The sequence below is a fragment of the Erysipelatoclostridium sp. AM42-17 genome, assembly GCF_003480255.1.
In the GTDB taxonomy this organism is placed as follows: domain Bacteria; phylum Bacillota_I; class Bacilli_A; order Erysipelotrichales; family Coprobacillaceae; genus Faecalibacillus.
This window is the reverse complement of sequence record NZ_QUIN01000018.1, coordinates 16,076-35,270: the sequence shown is the minus strand read 5'-3', so window position 1 is coordinate 35,270 and position 19,195 is coordinate 16,076. Positions and strand designations below refer to the sequence as shown.

At 30.2% G+C, this 19,195-nt stretch carries 16 protein-coding genes; 2 read left to right on the top strand and 14 right to left on the bottom strand.

Annotation, left to right across the window (positions count from 1 at the left end; genetic code table 11):
* Nucleotides 1-14: 14 nt before the first annotated feature.
* The 12 genes from DW911_RS07680 to DW911_RS07625 form a co-directional block, all read right to left on the bottom strand.
* Nucleotides 15-1,406, bottom strand: a complete 1,392-nt coding sequence (locus DW911_RS07680; protein ID WP_118433025.1) for a sialate O-acetylesterase — start codon at nt 1,404-1,406, stop codon at nt 15-17.
* An 8-nt stretch (nt 1,407-1,414) separates the two neighbouring features.
* A complete protein-coding gene (locus DW911_RS07675; protein ID WP_118433026.1) occupies nt 1,415-2,233 on the bottom strand; it encodes a MurR/RpiR family transcriptional regulator in 819 nt (272 codons plus the stop codon).
* A gap of 30 nt (nt 2,234-2,263) precedes the next feature.
* Complete coding sequence (locus DW911_RS07670; RefSeq protein WP_118433027.1) at nt 2,264-2,905, bottom strand: SGNH/GDSL hydrolase family protein; 642 nt, start codon at nt 2,903-2,905, stop codon at nt 2,264-2,266.
* Nucleotides 2,902-4,380 (bottom strand): DUF4127 family protein, encoded by a 1,479-nt coding sequence (locus tag DW911_RS07665; protein WP_118433028.1) that lies wholly within the window; start codon nt 4,378-4,380, stop codon nt 2,902-2,904. Before DW911_RS07665 ends, DW911_RS07670 begins: the two co-directional genes overlap by 4 nt.
* Before the next feature lies 1 nt (nt 4,381).
* A complete protein-coding gene (locus DW911_RS07660) occupies nt 4,382-5,122 on the bottom strand; it encodes an HAD-IIB family hydrolase (RefSeq protein ID WP_118607672.1) in 741 nt (246 codons plus the stop codon).
* Nucleotides 5,123-6,412: a PTS sugar transporter subunit IIC gene (locus tag DW911_RS07655; protein WP_118433030.1), complete on the bottom strand. Its 1,290-nt coding sequence runs from the start codon at nt 6,410-6,412 to the stop codon at nt 5,123-5,125.
* Nucleotides 6,412-7,101, bottom strand: a complete 690-nt coding sequence (locus DW911_RS07650; protein ID WP_118433031.1) for an N-acetylmannosamine-6-phosphate 2-epimerase — start codon at nt 7,099-7,101, stop codon at nt 6,412-6,414. The genes DW911_RS07655 and DW911_RS07650 overlap by 1 nt, the downstream gene beginning before the upstream one ends.
* 164 nt (nt 7,102-7,265) lie before the next feature.
* Entirely contained in the window at nt 7,266-8,735 is a 1,470-nt protein-coding gene (locus DW911_RS07645) for an NAD(P)H-hydrate dehydratase (protein ID WP_118433032.1), read from the bottom strand.
* Between the two features lie 64 nt (nt 8,736-8,799).
* Nucleotides 8,800-10,218 carry a C40 family peptidase gene (locus DW911_RS07640; protein ID WP_118433033.1) on the bottom strand — a complete coding sequence of 473 codons (1,419 nt, stop codon included), beginning with the start codon at nt 10,216-10,218 and terminating at the stop codon, nt 8,800-8,802.
* A gap of 122 nt (nt 10,219-10,340) precedes the next feature.
* Entirely contained in the window at nt 10,341-11,798 is a 1,458-nt protein-coding gene (locus tag DW911_RS07635; RefSeq protein ID WP_118607671.1) for a C40 family peptidase, read from the bottom strand.
* Between the two features lie 405 nt (nt 11,799-12,203).
* Nucleotides 12,204-15,437 (bottom strand): FtsX-like permease family protein, encoded by a 3,234-nt coding sequence (locus DW911_RS07630; RefSeq protein WP_118607670.1) that lies wholly within the window; start codon nt 15,435-15,437, stop codon nt 12,204-12,206.
* A gap of 2 nt (nt 15,438-15,439) precedes the next feature.
* The gene (locus tag DW911_RS07625) at nt 15,440-16,144 is read right to left on the bottom strand and encodes an ABC transporter ATP-binding protein (RefSeq protein WP_118433038.1); all 705 of its coding nucleotides are present in this window, start codon (nt 16,142-16,144) and stop codon (nt 15,440-15,442) included.
* Between the two features lie 75 nt (nt 16,145-16,219).
* Here DW911_RS07625 and DW911_RS07620 point away from each other — a divergent pair, with 75 nt between their 5' ends.
* Nucleotides 16,220-16,747, top strand: coding sequence for a metallophosphoesterase family protein (locus tag DW911_RS07620; protein ID WP_118433040.1), 528 nt, complete (start codon nt 16,220-16,222; stop codon nt 16,745-16,747).
* Nucleotides 16,748-16,786: 39 nt separating this feature from the next.
* Nucleotides 16,787-17,035: an RDAC family protein gene (locus DW911_RS07615; RefSeq protein WP_118433042.1), complete on the top strand. Its 249-nt coding sequence runs from the start codon at nt 16,787-16,789 to the stop codon at nt 17,033-17,035.
* A 33-nt stretch (nt 17,036-17,068) separates the two neighbouring features.
* Here DW911_RS07615 and DW911_RS07610 read toward each other — a convergent pair whose 3' ends face one another.
* On the bottom strand, nt 17,069-17,836 hold the full coding sequence (locus DW911_RS07610; protein WP_118433044.1) for an ABC transporter ATP-binding protein: 768 nt from the start codon (nt 17,834-17,836) through the stop codon (nt 17,069-17,071).
* Nucleotides 17,837-17,839: 3 nt separating this feature from the next.
* Nucleotides 17,840-19,135, bottom strand: a complete 1,296-nt coding sequence (locus tag DW911_RS07605; protein WP_118433046.1) for an FtsX-like permease family protein — start codon at nt 19,133-19,135, stop codon at nt 17,840-17,842.
* Nucleotides 19,136-19,195 lie beyond the last annotated feature (60 nt).

Here is a 19,195-nt window from a genome sequence, read left to right as displayed (position 1 = left end):
AACTTAAAAGTTTCTTACTTTTTTAATACAAATGGTGAACATGGTAAACCATCAAGATTCATAATTTCAACTTGGGGACAATCATCTAAAGCATAGTCTATTTCATAATAAGATGATACCGGTATTTTTATATAGCTATTATCAATAATGCCAGTAACGATATGCTGATCCACAACTATATGAACTTGCCCAGGTTTTAATAATTGATCAAAGTAAATCATAACTTCATCTTGTTGTTCAATATTTTTTATTTTTGGTGAAACTGAAGCAACGTGATGATAAATATTTTTTTCAACACTCATTGCAATACGTTTAGCAAGTTCTTGTTTTCTTGTTGGATGAATATACGTTGGATTCCCTGTTAATAACGAAACAACAAGATAAGTATTTTCTTTTTCTTTGGATACTTGCCATTGTGCAAGACGTATTTCACTAAAATGACTATTTTGATATTCAGGTAATTGGACAATGATGAAAGGGACGCATTCTTTATAATCTTCTCTCCAATTTTCAATAAGTAGATTTAATAGCTTTTGATAATACATATATCTTGAACTATCTTCTTCTCCTTGATAATACAAAATAGCTTTAATGGGATAATTCAATGTCTTTTTAAACATATGTTCATACAATCCTGAAGGCTGTCCAAAATCATAGATCCCTTTAGGAGGTGGCCATGGGGTATGACCAATCTTATTTTTTATTTGTGATAGACTCATTTCTTTATGTTCACTTTGATAATGTTTAAACTTTTCTTGGTAATTATCAAATAACTGATAATACTCTATTGCATTTTTCTTTTGTTGTTCAATAGAAGGAAGTCCATCATAATAATCATCCCAATATACTTTTTTTATTTCTTCATCTTTTTTTAAGTAAGTTTCACTCATCCAACAAGATGCACTCGTTCCCCCTTTATTATTGGAAATAATACCAAGAGGAACATCAACTTGAAGATAATAACTAAAAAAAGCAGCAATAGCGCTCAACTCACCGCTATTATCTTTAGTTAACTTTTGCCACGTTTGTTCTTTTTGATTAAAAGGATAACTATATTGTGGCACATTTAAAAAACGAACATGATCTTTATAAACTGGTAATTGTTTTTCATCTGTTTGTGATAATGTCATTTCCATATTAGATTGTCCTGCTGCCAAAAAGACATCACCAATTAAAATGTCATCATAGACAATTGTTTCATCACCACTATTAAAAATCATTTCATAGGGTCCCCCGTAAAAGTCAAATTGAACTTCTATTTGCCAACGATGATGGTCCACTTGACTTGTGTATTTTTTACCACATATCATCATATCCACTTTTCTATCATCAGATTGTCCAGAAATTATTATGCGTTTATTTCTTTGCAAAACCATATGATTAGAAAAAGGATAATCTATTTTCATAACAACACCTACTTTTCAAATTTATAATCTATTTGATCTAATATTTCCTTTAATGATTCCAATTTATCAGATTTATTATGATTTAAATAATGAGTATAAATAATATCCATCATAATTAAAGCTGGTAATTGTGGTGAAATAATATGAGAAACAGTTATATTTTTCATATGTGCTAATTTAATTGTTTCATCCGTAAATTCATCATTAGTAGCATTAACAACAGAAGTTAATAATACTGTTGTCGCTCTTTTTTTATGAGCCGCACGTAATCCATCCATTACCTCTGCGGTACTTCCAGAAATAGAGATACCTAAAACCAAACAATCACTGGTTACTCTTGGCAAGTTTAAAACAATATCTCCACCACCATTTAAAGCCTCTACGTCCAAACCTAAGCGAATAAAACGTGAACAAAACTCTCTAGCTACTAACAAATTTGAGCCCACTCCATAAACAAATACTCTTCGACTTGAATCTAATAGTTTAGCAACTCGAATCATTTGATTATTATCGACAATTTGATATGTTCTCTCTAGTACCTCTTGATATTTATGAATAGTAAATTCTGTTAGTTGTCCTAACCGATTACTTTCATTTAAATTAGCATTATAGGAAAACACAAATTCACGATAGCCTTTAAATCCCATTTTTTTAGCGAATCTAGATAACGAAGCTTCAGAAACAAATAATTTGTTAGCGACACCTTTAATTGAAAAATCCGTTATATCACCAGCCAAAAAATAATCAGCTATCACCTTTTCAACTTGTGTAAAAAATTCATATTTTTCTTTTATTACTGTTTTTGTACTTTTTAAATACTGATTCATTATATAACACCCCTTATTGTTTATATTCTATCATACACAAAGAGTATTACTTAATCTTTTTGTTAGAATATGATAACCATCATCATTAGGATGAAGACCATCTTTAAATAAAGATTTATTTACCTTACCCTCAGTAAAAAAATCATGATATATATCAATAAACCCTGCACATTCAACATATTCAGGTAATGTTTGGTATAATTTTTCAATAAATAAGTTTGATCTCACACCATTTGCATGATTAAAATCTTGTAGAGATTCAAGACATGGTAATGGTGAAAGAACATAAATCTTACAAGTTGGTAAATTCTTCTTGATTAAATTGACAATCATTGAAATATTCAAAGCAATTTCTCGATACGAACGCATTACTGTATTACCCATATCATTTGTACCAACATGTAAAAAGACCATTGAAGGCTGAAATTTAATCACAGCTTCATCTACAATCCACATTAATTCATCAGTTGTTGCTCCAGCAATACCACAATTATAATAATCTTTATCAGGAAAATACTTTTTTAAATCATAAAATTCAAATATCGAATCCCCAAAAAAGACAATACCATTATTTTGTGATTGTTTTTGTAAATGAATAATATCTAGCATTCTCTTTAATGCTGGTTCTCTTAATTGATAAATACAAGGATTGTATTTCATTTCTTCTCTCATTTAAATTTAACTCCTATTTCAAACATACGTTTCCAAGGCATAGATACTTCAATATGTTTAATTGGATATTTATGAGAAACATTTAATTTACAATATTCTTTAAGTAAAGCCTCACCAATTCTTTTTTCAACCTCATCTTGTTGATCTTTAAAATCATAATATGATAAACCTAATTCCACTAAATCATTTTCAATCACTTGAAGTCGTACCTTAGCTTGATAAAAAACATCTTCTATTAAATGGTAGATTGTATTAGCTGTAGCATCATGTCCTAATTGTCCTTGTGCTAAAACAGTACCTGTAGAATTACAGTTTGTATTCCACCCTGCATATCCTTTTAAAGAATCTAATAGATCAAGTTCATCTAAATAATGAATTAATTCAAGATCTCCTCCATTAGCATAAGCACTATCAACTAACGCTACATCTTTATCTTCTTGAATAAATGATTGAATTTGTAAAACAAAATTCATTAAATTACGATATGAAGAATAAGAAACATCTTTATTCTTATCAAATGACTCTTGCATGACTTTACCAGGACAATTAACTGCTAAAATCATATCTGCTTGGTTAGCATCATGTGTAAGTCTTGCTCCCGTAACTAAAATATGAGATTTTAAACTTTCTAACATTGGTCTATCTTCATATAAAGGTACAATAGAAGGACCTAATACTGATGCGTAAAACGGATAGATTTTAGGTGTTCTTTGACAATATTCATTATAGGCTCTTGTCATTAAAGATAATCCCACTTCATCTGCACCGGGATAGACCATCGTTTTAAATTCTAAATGGTCTTCTTTAATTTTTTCTAATATTTTCTTTTGATCAATAGCTGTATAACCAAAAGGTGAAGAATCATCTTGAGGAATGACGAGAAAATCTAAAATTCCATCTTTTAAGTATTCTAATGTCAATTGATTCATTTGACAGTTAGTTTGTCTTCTTAATTCATAATCATCTAAAATATCCTGAGGAATCTCTAATGTGTTAAATTCTTGTTCCTCTTTTCCATCCAGTGACATTCTTTCCTGTTTGTTTTGTAAATATTTTTTCTTAAATAAAGCATATCCGTATTCTTCATAATAATCTGGTTCTTCTTCACTTGAATTATATTGAGGACAACGCATGATACATTCAAAAGCGTAAATTTTTAAATCAGGTTTAAGCTGTTTTAATTTTTTTAATATTTCTAATCTTGTTTTTAGATGATCAACATCTAACTGATGCAATCTTGAAGGAATAAGTCCTCCATAAAGTAACATATCTAAAGAAATGACTAAAGCATCTTGATCTAAAACATTTTCTAATAAAAATTGTTCAATGTTTTCAAATATTGCTGGTGTTTTCTTTTTTGGAAGAATATCTAAATTAGGAATATTTAATTGAATTTCTTTATTAGACAAAGCAATCATTTGTGGATAAATATAATTACATGGTCTTTCATCTAAAGGCAAATATAAAACTTTCATTTTAATCCTCCAATATCTTTTCTAATGCTTCAGCAATATCTTTTACTTGATTGACATCTGATGTTGTTTCACCAATATAGTAAAATTCTTTACTATGATCTTTCATTGATAAATCACTTTCACTATCACCAATAGCATAGACCGTAGCATCTGGATACATTTTAGCAATAGCATTTCCTTTAGAAATATTTTGCGGTACGATTTCTAAAGAAGTTTGACTTGTCAAAATAGCATCTACATTTTTAAATTTACTTTTAATAATTGTTTGAATTTCTTTAAGTTGTGGAGTTGTTCCTACAACTAAAAATAAAACAACAGGTTGATAAGGAATAATCTTTGAATAATCATCTTTAATAATTGATGAATCATAAAATTCTTTAGGAAAATCTGGATCACGAGGACTATTCCAATAACGATTAGAAATGGTATTCATTTCAACTCTTACATCATATGATTTTAATAATTCATTAATTTCTAGTGCTGCTGATTTATCTAATAAATGGGCTTCTTGATGATTCCCTTGATAAAATACTGCACCATTTTGTGATATTCTTTCATTAATCCCTAAGTTATATTTTTCATTAATAAAAACAATATCATGATCTAATCTTCCTGTACAAATGGCAAAATGATAATGAAGTGATTGGATCTTTCTAAGGAGAGAAATTGTTTTCTCTCCTTGAATCACTTCATTAGAAGCATTGATTAGAGTTCCATCTAAATCAAAAACGACAACTTTCATTTATGCTTCTTCTTCCAATTTTTCTTCTGCTTTATCCATTGCTTTTACAAAAGGCATATAAATAAGTACAGATAAGACTAATACAACTGCTGCAGTAATTAACGCTCCAATACTACCACCTGTTGATAAGAACGCTCCAATTAAAGGTGGTGTAGTCCATGGAGTCATAACGTATGTATATCCCATAAATCCAGTAATAGTAGCAATATAACCAATACCTAAGCCAACTAAAGTAACAAGAACCATAGGAATAATTAAAATTGGATTCATAACAACTGGTAATCCAAACATGATAGGTTCAGAAATATTAAATAATGAAGGAACAAATCCTAATTTTGCAATTTGACGATAATCTTTACGTTTTGAAACAATTAAAATAGCAAGCACTAAAGCAATCATATTTCCTGCTCCACCCATAAACATAAATGAATCAGTAAATGGTTTTGTTAGTACATTTGTTGCTGCTGCATGTTTAGAAATTAAAGCTACGTTAGCAGTTAAGTTAGCTAAATAGATTGGTTCTAAAATTGGTTGACCAATAATATAAGCTGAATGGATACCAAACCCCCATAATAACATATAGAAAATATAAATAACAACTAATCCAATAGGTGATGTAACGATAGCTGCAAGTGGTTGTTGTAAGAAATTGAAAATCAAATCATTTAATGGATAACCTAAGGCATTTGTAAGTAATCTTACTAATCCAAAAATAAACATTGTAAGAATAACTGGAATCATTCCATTGAAACTTCTAGCAATACCAGTAGGTACTGAATCTGGCATTTTAATAACTAATGCCTTAATTGACATCAATTTTCTCATGATTTCAACTGTTAAAATAGAAGCTATGAATCCTGTAAACAATCCGGCTGCTCCTAAATAATAAGTTCTAATATATTCACCAGCTTTGGCATCACTTCCAAATACTGTAATTGTTAAAAAAGCAACAACTGCGGTAACTGAAATTGTATCTGCATCTAATTCATAAGATCTAGATAAATTTCTAGCAATTAAGAAGACAACAAGTAATGTCATGATATTCATACCTGCGCTTCCAATAGAACCTAACATTGATACAATTTCATTTCCTTGAAAACCAAACCATTGATCGAAATAATTTCCTTTTCCTAAAAATACACAATTAAGTAATGTACATAAAGAACATCCAATAATAATTGGCATAATTGTTACAAAAGCATCACGAATTGCTCCTAAATATCTATTTTTTGATAAAGCTTCAGCAAATGGTAACATCTTTTGTGATAATTTATCCATTAATTCATTCATTAATATTTTCCTCCTTCTATTTCATCTGTAAATCTTTTTGTAATAATTTGTGGTCTTGTAATAATTGAACCTACAACTACGCTATAACATCCTAATTCTAAAACTCTTCTTGCTTTTTGTGGGGTATCAATATTCCCCTCAGCAATAACAGGATGCTTAACTTGTTTTAAAATCTCTCTAATAATCTTAAAATCATCTTTTTCGATATGATCACCTGTACTTTGTTTTGTATAACCAACAAGTGTTGTCCCAATAAAATCAAAACCTAATTGATCAGCATGGATTGCTTCATCAATTGTACTACAATCAGCCATAAATAATTGATGAGGATATTTTTCTTTTACTGTTTTGAAGAACTCATCTAAACTTATTTGACCAGGTCGTGTACTACTTGTAGCATCCATCGCTATAATTTCACAACCAGTTTTAACTAAATCATCAACATCTTGATATGTTGGTGTTATATAAACATCGCTATCATCATAATCTCTTTTAATTATACCGATGACTGGTAAATCAACGATTTTCTTGATTTCTAATATATCACTTACAGAATTACTGCGAATTCCTTTAGCTCCACCTTGATAAGCTGCTAATGCCATTCTTGCCATAATCATTGATGAATGTAGTGGTTCATCTTCAAGTGCTTGGCATGAAACAATTAAATGCTTATTAATTTGATTAATCATCTTTCCTCTCCTTTCCTGTAATTTCATCATAAACGGATAAAATTATATCCTCAATAAAATAGCCTTTTCTTGATTTTACTTTCAATCTTTTTACCTTTTTTCAATATTTCTTTGACTTATTCATGAAAGTGATTTCAAAAAAAAAAGAACATTTTATGTTCTTTTTAATCTTGAAGTATTCTTTTCATTATATAAGGAATTTGTTCAATGACTTGACTAGATAAAACTGTATATTGGTTTTTAGCTACCTCATCACCACATAAACCATGAATATAAACACCCAACGCAGCACTTACAAGTGGGCTATATCCTTGTCCTAATAAACTTACAATAATTCCTGCTAAAGCATCTCCCATTCCAGGAGAAGCCATTGCTTTATTACCACTAGCATTACGATAGACCACTTTACCATCAGTAACAATGGTGTTGGGTCCTTTTAAAACAAGAATAACTTGCTTTTCTTGAGCATATTGTTTAGCTTGTTCTACTAATGCTACATCATCATAAATTGTTGTTAAACGGGCAAATTCTCCTAAATGAGGAGTCAAAATATAAGATGCATGCTCTCCCTTTAAAAATTCCGGATGTTTTCCTAATAAAGTCAAAGCATCGCCATCAATAACCATAGGTAATGAACTGGCATCCATTAAACTTAAAAACAACTGCTCACTTACTTCATTTAATCCAAGTCCACTTCCTACCAATACTGCATTTTTATCATCAAGAACATGTCTGTCAAAATAATCTTGACGTACAACTGATGTACATTCAGGAGCAAATGAAGCTAAAGAATCTATAACTGATAAATCCGAATAAACAGTAACAATGCCACTGCCACACATCAGTGAAGCTCGACCTGCAAGCATGGCTGCTCCTCGATAATGACTGCACCCTGTCATGTGTAAAACTCTACCATAAGTTCCCTTATGTCCATTAAATAAACGTGGTTTTAAATGATAGCGAGCCCACTTTTCATCTATAATTTTAGCTAAACCTACTTCATCTTCCTTACTTACAACATCCAAAGTTTCAACATAAACATCACCTGTAAACATTTTACTATCTTCATTTAAAAAACCTTGTTTTAATGCTGTTAATGATATTGTTTTCGTTGCCCAAATACAAGTATTATATGATTTTCCAGTATCCGGATTTAATCCTGTAGGAATATCAATAGCGATCACATCGCCATCGAATTCCTGATTAATTTGATCTACTAATGTCTTTGCAATACCTCTTAAATCACTATTTAATCCAAATCCAAATAAAGCATCAACAATGACATCTCCTTCATTGAGATAATGATTTAGCTTATCTAAATTATTTTCATCTAATTGTATCATTTCTATCTCATTGGCTTCTTTTAAATAATAAGCATTTGCTTTTGATAATTTTTCAGGTTTTCCAGTTAAAACCAATTTTACCTTTTTACCTCTATTGTATAATTTTATTCCTAAAGAAATACCATCAGCACCATTATTTCCTGGTCCACACATAATAATAGGAACTTGATATTCTAAAAAATAAGGTAATAAAGCATCACTTGCTTTATCAACTAATTCTTCAATGGTATAACCATAATCCAATAATGCCTGATCATATTGTTTTAATTGCTTTGCTGTTGCTACATTCATCCTTAACACCTCTTTTCCTTATTTTAACATAAAAAAAAGAATTGCGAACTCGCAATTCTTTATCTTAATTTGTATATCTTACACCACAAGTAAATTTACCTGATGACATATTAGAAATTTTAACAACATCACCAGAAGTTGGAGCATGGATATATTGACCTCCACCTATATAAATACCTACGTGACCAGAACGCCAAACAATATCTCCTACCTGTAATTCAGATAAGCTAATTGTTTTACCAGCACTCTTTTGAGCACCAGATGTTCTTGGAATGGAAATACCATGTTGGCGGTATACCCATTGTGTAAACCCAGAACAGTCAAATGATGTAGGACCTGTTGCTCCCCACACATAAGGTGTTCCTAGTTTAGATGTAGCTGTTTTAACAAGTTGTTCACCGGAAAAAGTCACTTCAACTGTTAATGGTACGACTGCTTTATTTCCAGCTTTATCACTTACCGTATAATTGACAGTTTTAGAACCTGTTGAAGATGTATCTAAACTATCAATCTTCACTTGAGATTTAACATCACCATCTTTATTATCAATAGCTGATGTTAAATAACTGTTTAAATCAACAGTTGCCCCTTTGTCTACTTTGATTTGACTTTGACTCAAAGAAATAACAGGAGCTGAAATATCTTTTACTGTAACATTTAAATATGATTCAGCTTTATTTCCAGCTTGATCTTGAACAGTGACTTTTACTTTTTGTACTTCATTTTCTTTTGATGTATCAACTGTACCTTCTACCACTGGATTGACTGTTTCATCTATGTTATCAGTAATTGTCATATAGTCGTTTAGATTAAATTGACTACCATAATCACATACTACATCATGCCCAGATTTTAATGAAATAACTGGGGCTTCTAAATCAGATACCGCAAATGTAAATGTTTTTGTTATTTCATTTTCACTGGTATCACTTACTTTTAAATCAATTGTTTGCATACCAGCAACAGAAGCATCTAATTCTTTATTTGTTTCGATAAATGGTGTAACATCACCATCTACATTATCACTCGCATGAATATAACTTGTAACATCATTACTTCCGTTAATTGGTACTTCTACAACATATCCCTCTCCAGATCCTAATACTTCAAATTCTGGAGCGACTTCATCAACAACATCTACTTCAATAGTTTTTGTTGCTTGATTATTAAATTGGTCTACTGCATTCACTTCAACTTGATAAGTTCCTAACTGCTTAACATTTAATGAACTTGTATCAGCAGTAACTTGAATCATATCTCTTGAATCATGATTATCAGTAACATCTATGACATCTGTATCAAACTTTTCACCATAAGCAATACTTATTCGATCAGACACAATAACAGGCTTTTTTCGATCCACTGCAGCATATCCTACTAACATAAAAGTTGCTACAGCAACGATAGGCAAGAACATCATTTTACGTTTCATAATCTTTTCTTCAACATAATTTTTTATGTTCTTCTTAATATTTCTATCCATTCGTTTCCTCCTTTCAATAATATATCCATTGGCCATAGTAACATAAATAAAATAAAAAAGCAAATTTGCTTGAATTAAACAAAAAAATACTCAATCATAAATGACTGAGTATTTTTATTATATTAGTTTGGTCTAATTGCACAACTGAAACCACTGGCACCTGAAGCAATTTTTACAACATCTCCAGTAGTAGGAGCATGGATATATTTACCCCCACCAATGTAGATAGCTACATGCCCTGGTCGCCATAAAATATCTCCCGGTTGTGCTTGTGATACAGGAATAACACTTCCTGAACCTTTTTGTGCACCTGAAGAGTGTGGTAATGATTTACCCGCTTTTCCATAGCACCACATAACTAAACCTGAACAGTCAAATGAATTTGACCCTGATGCACCATAAACATATGGACATCCAAGTCTAGAATAGGCTGCTGCAACAACAGTTGAACCATAACGGTTACTACTTGATACATTACCAGAGAAAGCAATTCCTTTGCTTACAGCATTAACTTTAACCGTTAATGAAGCACTTCCTTGATTTCCTGCTGCATCACTTACTGTATAAGTAGCTGTATAACTTCCTGCTTTTGAAGTTTTAACAGTTGGAATATTAACTTTAGATTTTAAATCACCATCTTTATTATCAGTAGCTGATGCTAAATAACTAGCTAAATCTAATGAATCTCCAGCATTCACAGTCACTGATGATTTAGATAATGAAATTTGTGGTGCTTCTGTATCTTTTACAGTGACATTTAATTGTGCTTTAGATTCATTACCTGAATTATCTTTAGCAGTAATTGTTAATGTTTGCACACCATCATATTTTTTTGTATCTACTGATCCTTCAACTACAGGAGATACTGTATCAAAGTTATCAGTAACTTGTACATATTGATTTAAATCAAATGTACTACCGTAATTAATAGTAACATTTTCTCCATTAGTTAAATTAATAACTGGAGCTTCTGTATCTGCAACTGCAAACTCTACAGTTTTTTCAGTTTCATTACCAGAAGTATCTGTTGCTTTTAATGTAATTGTTTGCGTACCTAAAGCAGAAGTATTTAACTCTTTATCAGCTTCAATAAATGGTGTAACATCACCATCCACATTATCTGTAGCTTTTACATAACTTGCTAAATCTTTGCTTCCATTAACTGGAACTGATACGACATACCCTTGATTAGAACCAAGAGTTTCAATCTTAGGACCAACTTGATCCACTACTTTTACCTTTACTGTTTTTGTTGTTTCATTAGAATATTGGTCAGTTGCAGTGACATCTACATTATATGTCCCTAACTGATTAACATCTAATGAGTCTGTGTTAGCCTTAACTGTGATTTGATCACGGCTATCATGATTATCTGTTACGTCAACTGCATCAACGTCAAATACTTCACCATAAGGTACTTCGATTTGATCAGATGTAATGACCGGCTTTTCTTTATCAACTGCAGCATACCCAACTAACATAAATGTTGCTACGCCAGCGATTGGAATAAACATTGCTTTTCTCTTGATGACTCTCTCTTGAATAATTTTATTCAGTCTCATCTTAATATTTCTATCCATTCGTTGCCTCCTTTCAATAATATATCCATTTACTAATATACCACACTTCAAGCCATAAATCCACCCTTGCAACCGCCTCAAGCCCTAGTAAATCCGCCAAAACCCAGTCATAGCAAGCTCTTTAGAAAATTAAAATTTTTTGAAATTTTTAGTAATTTTTTCTTAATTTTAGTATATCCAAAACTATATTTTACTAAACCCTAAATATTATTTTCTTGTTAGTTTATGCTTACTTTTCATGAAAAAAGTGGAATTTTAGCATCTGTAAACTTTAAAAATTTGAATTATTTTACATATAACCAATAATAAAAAATGTTTGTTTATTTACATCATTTTATATTCAAAACATCATTATATTTCATTATTTAAAAAAAGCTGACACGAGATCAACTCGCATCAGCATCACTATTCAATACTCTTTAATGATTCAACCATATCAATATTCTTTAATACTTTTCTCATGACAAAATCAATAAAGAAAGTAAAAATAAAGGTTAAAATCATAGCGTAAATATAACTTGTAAAATGAACACTACGGATAAACATAGCCATATCGACTTCGACTGTTTTAATTAAATAATTATGAATGAGTTTTCCTAAATATAACCCCAAAAGCGAACCTATTAAGGATAAGATTGTATTTTCTCTAAATACATAATCATAAACTTCTTTTGGATAAAATCCTAAAACCTTAATCGTCGCTATTTCACTTTTCCTTTCTTGAATATTAATATTTGTCAAGTTATAAAGAACAATAAAGGCAAGGGCACCAGCACAAACGATAAGAATGAAGACAACACTGTTAATACTTTCCATTTGTGTAATAAATGATTCTGATATTCCTTTCACAAATTGAATTGAAGTCATGCCTTGATGATGATCAACTTGATAAGTTAAGTTCTTTTCACTTTGATGCGTATCTTTATCTAAAGTAAAGTATTGACTGTTATATGTCACCTCTTCACCTGTTATTTGTTTGTAATACTCAGGCGTCATATAAACATAATGTCTAAAATAAAGTTTATATACCCCTGCTATTTTAACGCTATACTCTTTATTGTTAAGAGTAAGTGTCATTTGATCACCTGTTTTTACATCTAATAACTCTGCTAATTTAGCGTTAATCATCACACCTTGATTATTTAAGGTTAAAGTTTTGCCTGTTTCAAAACTAGTCATTTTAATGAAATCTTTAAATCTCTTAGGATTTTGTGGTATTTCAATGGTTGCATATTGTTGTCCAACAGAAACCGTTTTATCAAAAATATTCATTGTTTCTTTAATATGCTTAAAATGTTTAAAATCACTTTGAGCCTGTTGTAATTGTTCATTATTTAAATGACTATCATAATTAACAACCCCATCATAGACCCACATCTTTTGATATTGTTCGCTTGCTAGTGGAGAAATAGATTGTTTTAAACCAAATCCAACTACCATCAAAGCACTACAACCAGCAATCCCTACTACTGACATAAAGAAACGTTTTTTATATCGGAAAATGTTACGCATAGTCACTTTTTGATTAAATGATAATCTTTTCCAAATAAAACCAATTCTTTCTAATAAAATACGCTTTCCATTCTTTGGTGCTTTAGGTCTAAGCAATTGAGCTGGAACTTCATAAAGTTCTTGCATACAAACCATAAACGTCGCTACTAACGTAATCAAAACAGAAATAGCAAATGTTTCAACACATGTTAAAGCATCAAATATAATACGTGTTGAAGCTCCTACATCAAACATCATAATACGATATAAATAAACAATAATACCTGGGAAGAAATATGTACCAAAAACAATCCCTAAACCACATGCAAAAAACGTTGCTAGAAAAGCATAAATTAAATATTGATTAATCACATCTTTTTTATCATACCCTAAAGCTCTGAGAGTTCCACTTTGTACACGTTGTTCTTCTACCATTCTTGTCATGGTCGTAAGTGAAACTAAAGCAGCTACTAAAAAGAAAATCATCGGAAATAATATTGATAAAGATTCTATAGATTGACAATTTGCTTTATAACTTAATATAGCAGCATTTTCATTTTTAGTTAATGTTACAACTTTTCCTTGAGGGATGTCTTTTATTTGCTCACCGCTTTGATCTAACTGCTTTTCAGCATTATTTAATTGTTCATTTGTTTGATCAAGAACAATTTTAGATTCATCTAATTGTTTTTTAGCTTGATCTAATTGTTGTTTTGAGGCATCTAATGTTTTTTTGCTCGTGTCCAATTTTATTTTGGCTTGTTCTAACTGTTGTTTTTTTTCTACAAAAGTCTTTTCCGTTTGATTAATTGTCTGTAAACTTTGATCTAATGTTTTCTTTATAGTAGGCAACTTAGCTCTTAAAGTTTCTATATTTTGACTTTGACTTGCTAATTGTTCGTATGATGCCATTGCTATTTCTAATTGTTTTAACTGTGCTTGATAGATTTGTAATGTTTGTTGATCCAAATTAGGATTAGCGATAGCTTCTTTTAATTGATTAACTTGATTGACAACATTTTGATAACTTCCACATTGATTATTTAAGGCTTGTAAAGCCTGATCATACTGACTTAATTGTTTACTATACGTTTGATAATCTTGATATCCCTTCTGATATTCCTTTTTCTTTTCTTGAAATAAATTAAAACCATCCTGATACTGTTTCAAACCACTTAAATATTGATTATATCCTGTTTGATATTGACGATAACCATCTTGATATTGTTTTAATCCTTGTTCATATTGTTCTTTTCCTTGTTGGTACTGACTCACACCTTGTAAATATTGGTTTAATACATTTTCATATGCATTTTTACCATCTGTCAATTGATCATTAGCGTCACTTACAAGTTGACTATAGAACGAGCGATATTGCTGATTCAGTACTTTTTTTATCTTTTTATTAACTTGTTTAATAAAATCATCATACTGATCAGTAAATATACGATAACGTTCGCTCCCTTTGATCTGTATTCGTAAATCATTATAAACAACTTGTCCATCATATAAATCATATAAAGACTGTGGTAATGCCATCATTTCATTACCAACTGTTTTCATTAAAACAAAGCCACTATTATTACCATCACCTAAGCTATTTGTTCCTCTTTCAAAGTTACAAGTATAACGCGTATCATTACATAGCCCTACAACTCGATATTCCTTTTTACCATATTGACTTTCTAAAGTCATTTTTTGATTTAAAGAAATATTTTTTTGTTTAGCTAGATAAGCATCTAATAATATTTCATTATCTTTTTTTGGCAATCTTCCTTTTGTTAATTCAGGAAGAGAAACACCTTTATCAAAATGATCACTTGTATAAACAGTAACTCCTTTAGTTTGATCTTGATATTTCATTAAAGCATCAAACCGCATACCATAATCAATTTGTTTTACTTCTTTAATATTCTTTACTTTTGAAATCGTTTCTTGGTCAAATCCTAATGTACCAATATAATTGAGATCACTCCAGTTATACTGGCGATAATAATGGTTCATGGTTTCTTGCATAATAAGAGGCGTTTGCCTCAATCCGGCAAAAAATGCAGCACCTAAAAATACAATACAGAAAATAGATAAAAATCTAGCTTTTGTCTTAGAAATGATTCTTATTTGATTTTTAACATAAGCTCTTTTCTTCATATCTACCACTCAATTTCCTGAATTGGTACTGGATGATCATTTTCTAACATTTTATCTACTCGACCATTTTTTAAATGAATAACACGATCAGCCATCGGTGCTAATGCACTATTGTGCGTAATAACAATAACAGTCATACCATAAGAATCACACATTTCTCTCAGTAATTTTAAAATAGCTTTACCTGTCAAATAATCTAATGCTCCTGTCGGTTCATCACAAAGTAATAATTTAGGATTTTTAGCAATTGCTCTCGCTATCGCGACTCTTTGTTGTTCTCCACCGGATAACTGTGAAGGAAAATTATTCATTCTTTGAGCAAGTTCAACGCGCTCTAAAACCATCTTTGGATCTAAAGGCTCTTTAGATATTTGGGAAGCCAATTCAACATTTTCTAATGCCGTTAAATTTTGAACCAGATTATAGAACTGAAACACAAAACCAATATCATCTCGCCGATATTGCGTCAATTTCTTTTCATCATACAAAGCTACATTTTCACCATCAACCATCATTTTCCCACTGGTAGGCTTATCCATTCCTCCAAGAAGATTAAGAATCGTTGTTTTACCAGCGCCAGAAGGACCAACGACAACGACAAATTCACCTTTTTCTAGAAAAAAGTCAACACCATCGCTTGCATGAATCTCAACATCTCCTACTTTATAAGTTTTTCTTACATTTTCAAATGATATAAAATGAGCCATCTCATCACTCGCTTTCATATATAAAAGATGATAATATTATATCATAGAAAGCAAATTCACGAAAGGAAATGACCTATGCAAGTATGTATCTTATCAGACAGTCACATGATTCCAAAATCACAGTTAGAATCTTTTTTTCAACAATTAAATGTTGACTATATTATTCATTGCGGTGATATTTATATGACTTATCAAGAAAATGATTTACCTCAAATCATTCATGTCCGTGGTAATAACGACCGTTATTCCCCATTAGAACAAATCATTGAAATTGATCAACTTCGCTTTTTTATTACTCATGGTCACCATTACCAAGTTGACCAATCTATTCACCTTCTACAAGACTATGCAGCTATTCACCAAATAGATGTTGTATGTTTTGGTCACACACATATTCCTTATCTTTACCAAGATGAACATACAACCTATATTAATCCTGGTAGTCTAGCTTTTCCTCGTGGCTTGTATCGTTATCCTACTTACTGCATCTTCGATAGTCAAAGTAAACAAGTCACTTATTATAATTACAAAACCAGAGAAGTTTGTAATCCTTTTAAAAAGCCAGAAAAAAAATCATTGTTCCATTCTTTGTTTAAAAAATAATACAAATTATATAATACTATAATGAAAGCAGGTAATAATATGAATGTAGTTGATTTTAATATGATTGTAGAAATTAATGAATTATTAAAAGAACACAATATTGATTATAATGTTCATACAATTGGGGGTTGTGCCTCATGTGGTTTAGAATTAAAACAATTGGGTAATGACTATCCGTTAGATGATATTATTACTCTTATCAATCAATATTTAAGTACCAAATGGCTAAAAGTCATTCCACAAGATGACAATCCCTTTTATTTAATTGTTTTATCAAAGTTCGATTAAAAAACCAATTCTTTATGTAGAATTGGTTTTTTATTATTCAAATAATTCTTGTGATTCATTAGAATTTAAATCAACAATCTTATAAAAGTATTCTTTTTGTGATAATCCTTCTCTTTTAATTTCACTATCAATCATCCCATCTTTAATATATAACAATTTAGAAGAATAAGAAGCAATTTTAGGATCATGAGTAACCATCAAAATAGAAACACCTTCTGTTTCATTTAATTGCTTGAACAAAGATAAAATCTCATGAGAATTTTTACTATCAAGATTACCTGTAGGTTCATCAGCTACAATGACTTTAGGATGTGTCACTAAAGCTCTTGCAATCGCCACCCTTTGGCGTTGTCCACCAGAACATTCACTTGGGTATTTATGTAAAGTTGCTTCAATATCTAATTTACGACTTACATCATGAACTCTTTGAGTAATTTCTTCATGATTCATATTAGCTAAAGTAAGTGGTACAGCAATATTTTCAAAGATTGTAAGAGAATCTAATAAGTTAAACTCTTGGAAAATAAAGCCTAAATTCTTATAACGAAATTCACCCATTTGTTTAGGAGACATTTGTCTTACTTCTTCTCCTTGAATATAAACTGTTCCTTTAGTAGGTATATCAATTGTTGATAAATTATTAATAAATGTTGATTTCCCCGCACCCGAAGGTCCCATGACACAAACAAATTCACCTTCATACATTAATAATGAAACATCATGAAGTGCCGTATAAGGATGACTTGTCCCTATACCATATATTTTCGTAACCTGTGTCGCATGTATAATTTCTTTTTTCATTTTTTATCTCCCTTGAATTGTATCAATTACAGATTTTTTATATTGAATATAAGTAAATATTGTCGATAAGATTAAAGGTATCATGTAAAATAACGTCATCATCAAAACAAACCATAATGAAATATGATCAAAATAAACAAAACGTCCTAATATAATTACAATATAAACAAATGGTATTAAAAATAAAGATAAGTAAAAATAAACAACTTCATTTCTAGCAATCTTTTTTAATTCACACTTTGTATAACCTACTTTCCATAAATTATAAAATAAACCTTTTCTCATTTGTGCTTCCATCAAAAACTTATAAATGACGCTTACCGTAAGTAGTACAATCACAACTACATATCCCATAATAGCAACAACAAACTCACGATATGAATTTCTACATGACATAATAATAGTCATCATAGACGTAATAGAACCCACTAATAAAGCAACAAGTAAATAGGCTTGTTGAATTGACTGACATAAATTAGATGTATAAATCAAAGCATATTTTTTAGTAAGTAATGGACCTTCTTTCAACTTTCTAATAAATTTAGCTAAAACATATCTAAGTAAACCTATCGCACCATAAATACCTAAAAATGTCGGTACAATATAAGAGGTAGATTGGTGAGGTTCTGTAAACATCATAACAATTCCACCTATATAACAAATCCCATAAACAACATAAGGAAATTTAATAATACGACGATCTTTAAACTCCATTTCCTTATTTTCCATTAATAAAGATTGTATATCATGTCGATAAATAAAACCACTTTCTAGTACACACAATAAAAACATCATCACCAATACAAAAATAACTGTTTGAATGTAAGTCATCACCGGTGTATAAAAAAGAGAAGCATGAATATTTAAATAATCATATATCCAATAATGCATAATAATCGTTAAACCTTGTCCTAAAAGTATACCTAAAGGTAAAGCTATTAAAATTAAAGCAAAGGTTTGATAAATTAAATATAAAGTTGATTGAAAACTACTTAATCCTGACATTGATAAAATAGCAATCTCTCCTGTTTTCTTTGATAAATAAAAATTATTTGCAAAGAAAATCATAAATCCACAAAACAAAATAATAACAAAAGATAATGAAGAAGCAAAAGGTAGTTGCATTGTTGCAAAGGTTGTTCCCCCATTTGCCTTTACTGTATCTTGTAGATGAGGATTATTAATAATATCAAAAAACACTAATGACATCGATATTGAAAAAAGCATAGTCAAACCAAATATAATACTTTTCTTAAATTCTTTTTTCAATATCGTCATCGAAAACTTAAAAGTACCCATATCTTCCTCCTGACACATATTTTCATTATATAATCATTTGTAAGCGCAATCAACACTAAA

Excerpts from the sequence above, each read along its gene's own strand:
- DW911_RS07680 (WP_118433025.1), bottom strand. The coding sequence starts at position 1,406 with ATGAAAATAGATTATCCTTTTTCTAATCATATGGTTTTGCAAAGAAAT.
- DW911_RS07675 (WP_118433026.1), bottom strand. The coding sequence starts at position 2,233 with ATGAATCAGTATTTAAAAAGTACAAAAACAGTAATAAAAGAAAAATAT.
- DW911_RS07670 (WP_118433027.1), bottom strand. The coding sequence starts at position 2,905 with ATGAGAGAAGAAATGAAATACAATCCTTGTATTTATCAATTAAGAGAA.
- DW911_RS07665 (WP_118433028.1), bottom strand. The coding sequence starts at position 4,380 with ATGAAAGTTTTATATTTGCCTTTAGATGAAAGACCATGTAATTATATT.
- DW911_RS07660 (WP_118607672.1), bottom strand. The coding sequence starts at position 5,122 with ATGAAAGTTGTCGTTTTTGATTTAGATGGAACTCTAATCAATGCTTCT.
- DW911_RS07655 (WP_118433030.1), bottom strand. The coding sequence starts at position 6,412 with ATGAATGAATTAATGGATAAATTATCACAAAAGATGTTACCATTTGCT.
- DW911_RS07650 (WP_118433031.1), bottom strand. The coding sequence starts at position 7,101 with ATGATTAATCAAATTAATAAGCATTTAATTGTTTCATGCCAAGCACTT.
- DW911_RS07645 (WP_118433032.1), bottom strand. The coding sequence starts at position 8,735 with ATGAATGTAGCAACAGCAAAGCAATTAAAACAATATGATCAGGCATTA.
- DW911_RS07640 (WP_118433033.1), bottom strand. The coding sequence starts at position 10,218 with ATGGATAGAAATATTAAGAAGAACATAAAAAATTATGTTGAAGAAAAG.
- DW911_RS07635 (WP_118607671.1), bottom strand. The coding sequence starts at position 11,798 with ATGGATAGAAATATTAAGATGAGACTGAATAAAATTATTCAAGAGAGA.
- DW911_RS07630 (WP_118607670.1), bottom strand. The coding sequence starts at position 15,437 with ATGAAGAAAAGAGCTTATGTTAAAAATCAAATAAGAATCATTTCTAAG.
- DW911_RS07625 (WP_118433038.1), bottom strand. The coding sequence starts at position 16,144 with ATGGCTCATTTTATATCATTTGAAAATGTAAGAAAAACTTATAAAGTA.
- DW911_RS07620 (WP_118433040.1), top strand. The coding sequence starts at position 16,220 with ATGCAAGTATGTATCTTATCAGACAGTCACATGATTCCAAAATCACAG.
- DW911_RS07615 (WP_118433042.1), top strand. The coding sequence starts at position 16,787 with ATGAATGTAGTTGATTTTAATATGATTGTAGAAATTAATGAATTATTA.
- DW911_RS07610 (WP_118433044.1), bottom strand. The coding sequence starts at position 17,836 with ATGAAAAAAGAAATTATACATGCGACACAGGTTACGAAAATATATGGT.
- DW911_RS07605 (WP_118433046.1), bottom strand. The coding sequence starts at position 19,135 with ATGGGTACTTTTAAGTTTTCGATGACGATATTGAAAAAAGAATTTAAG.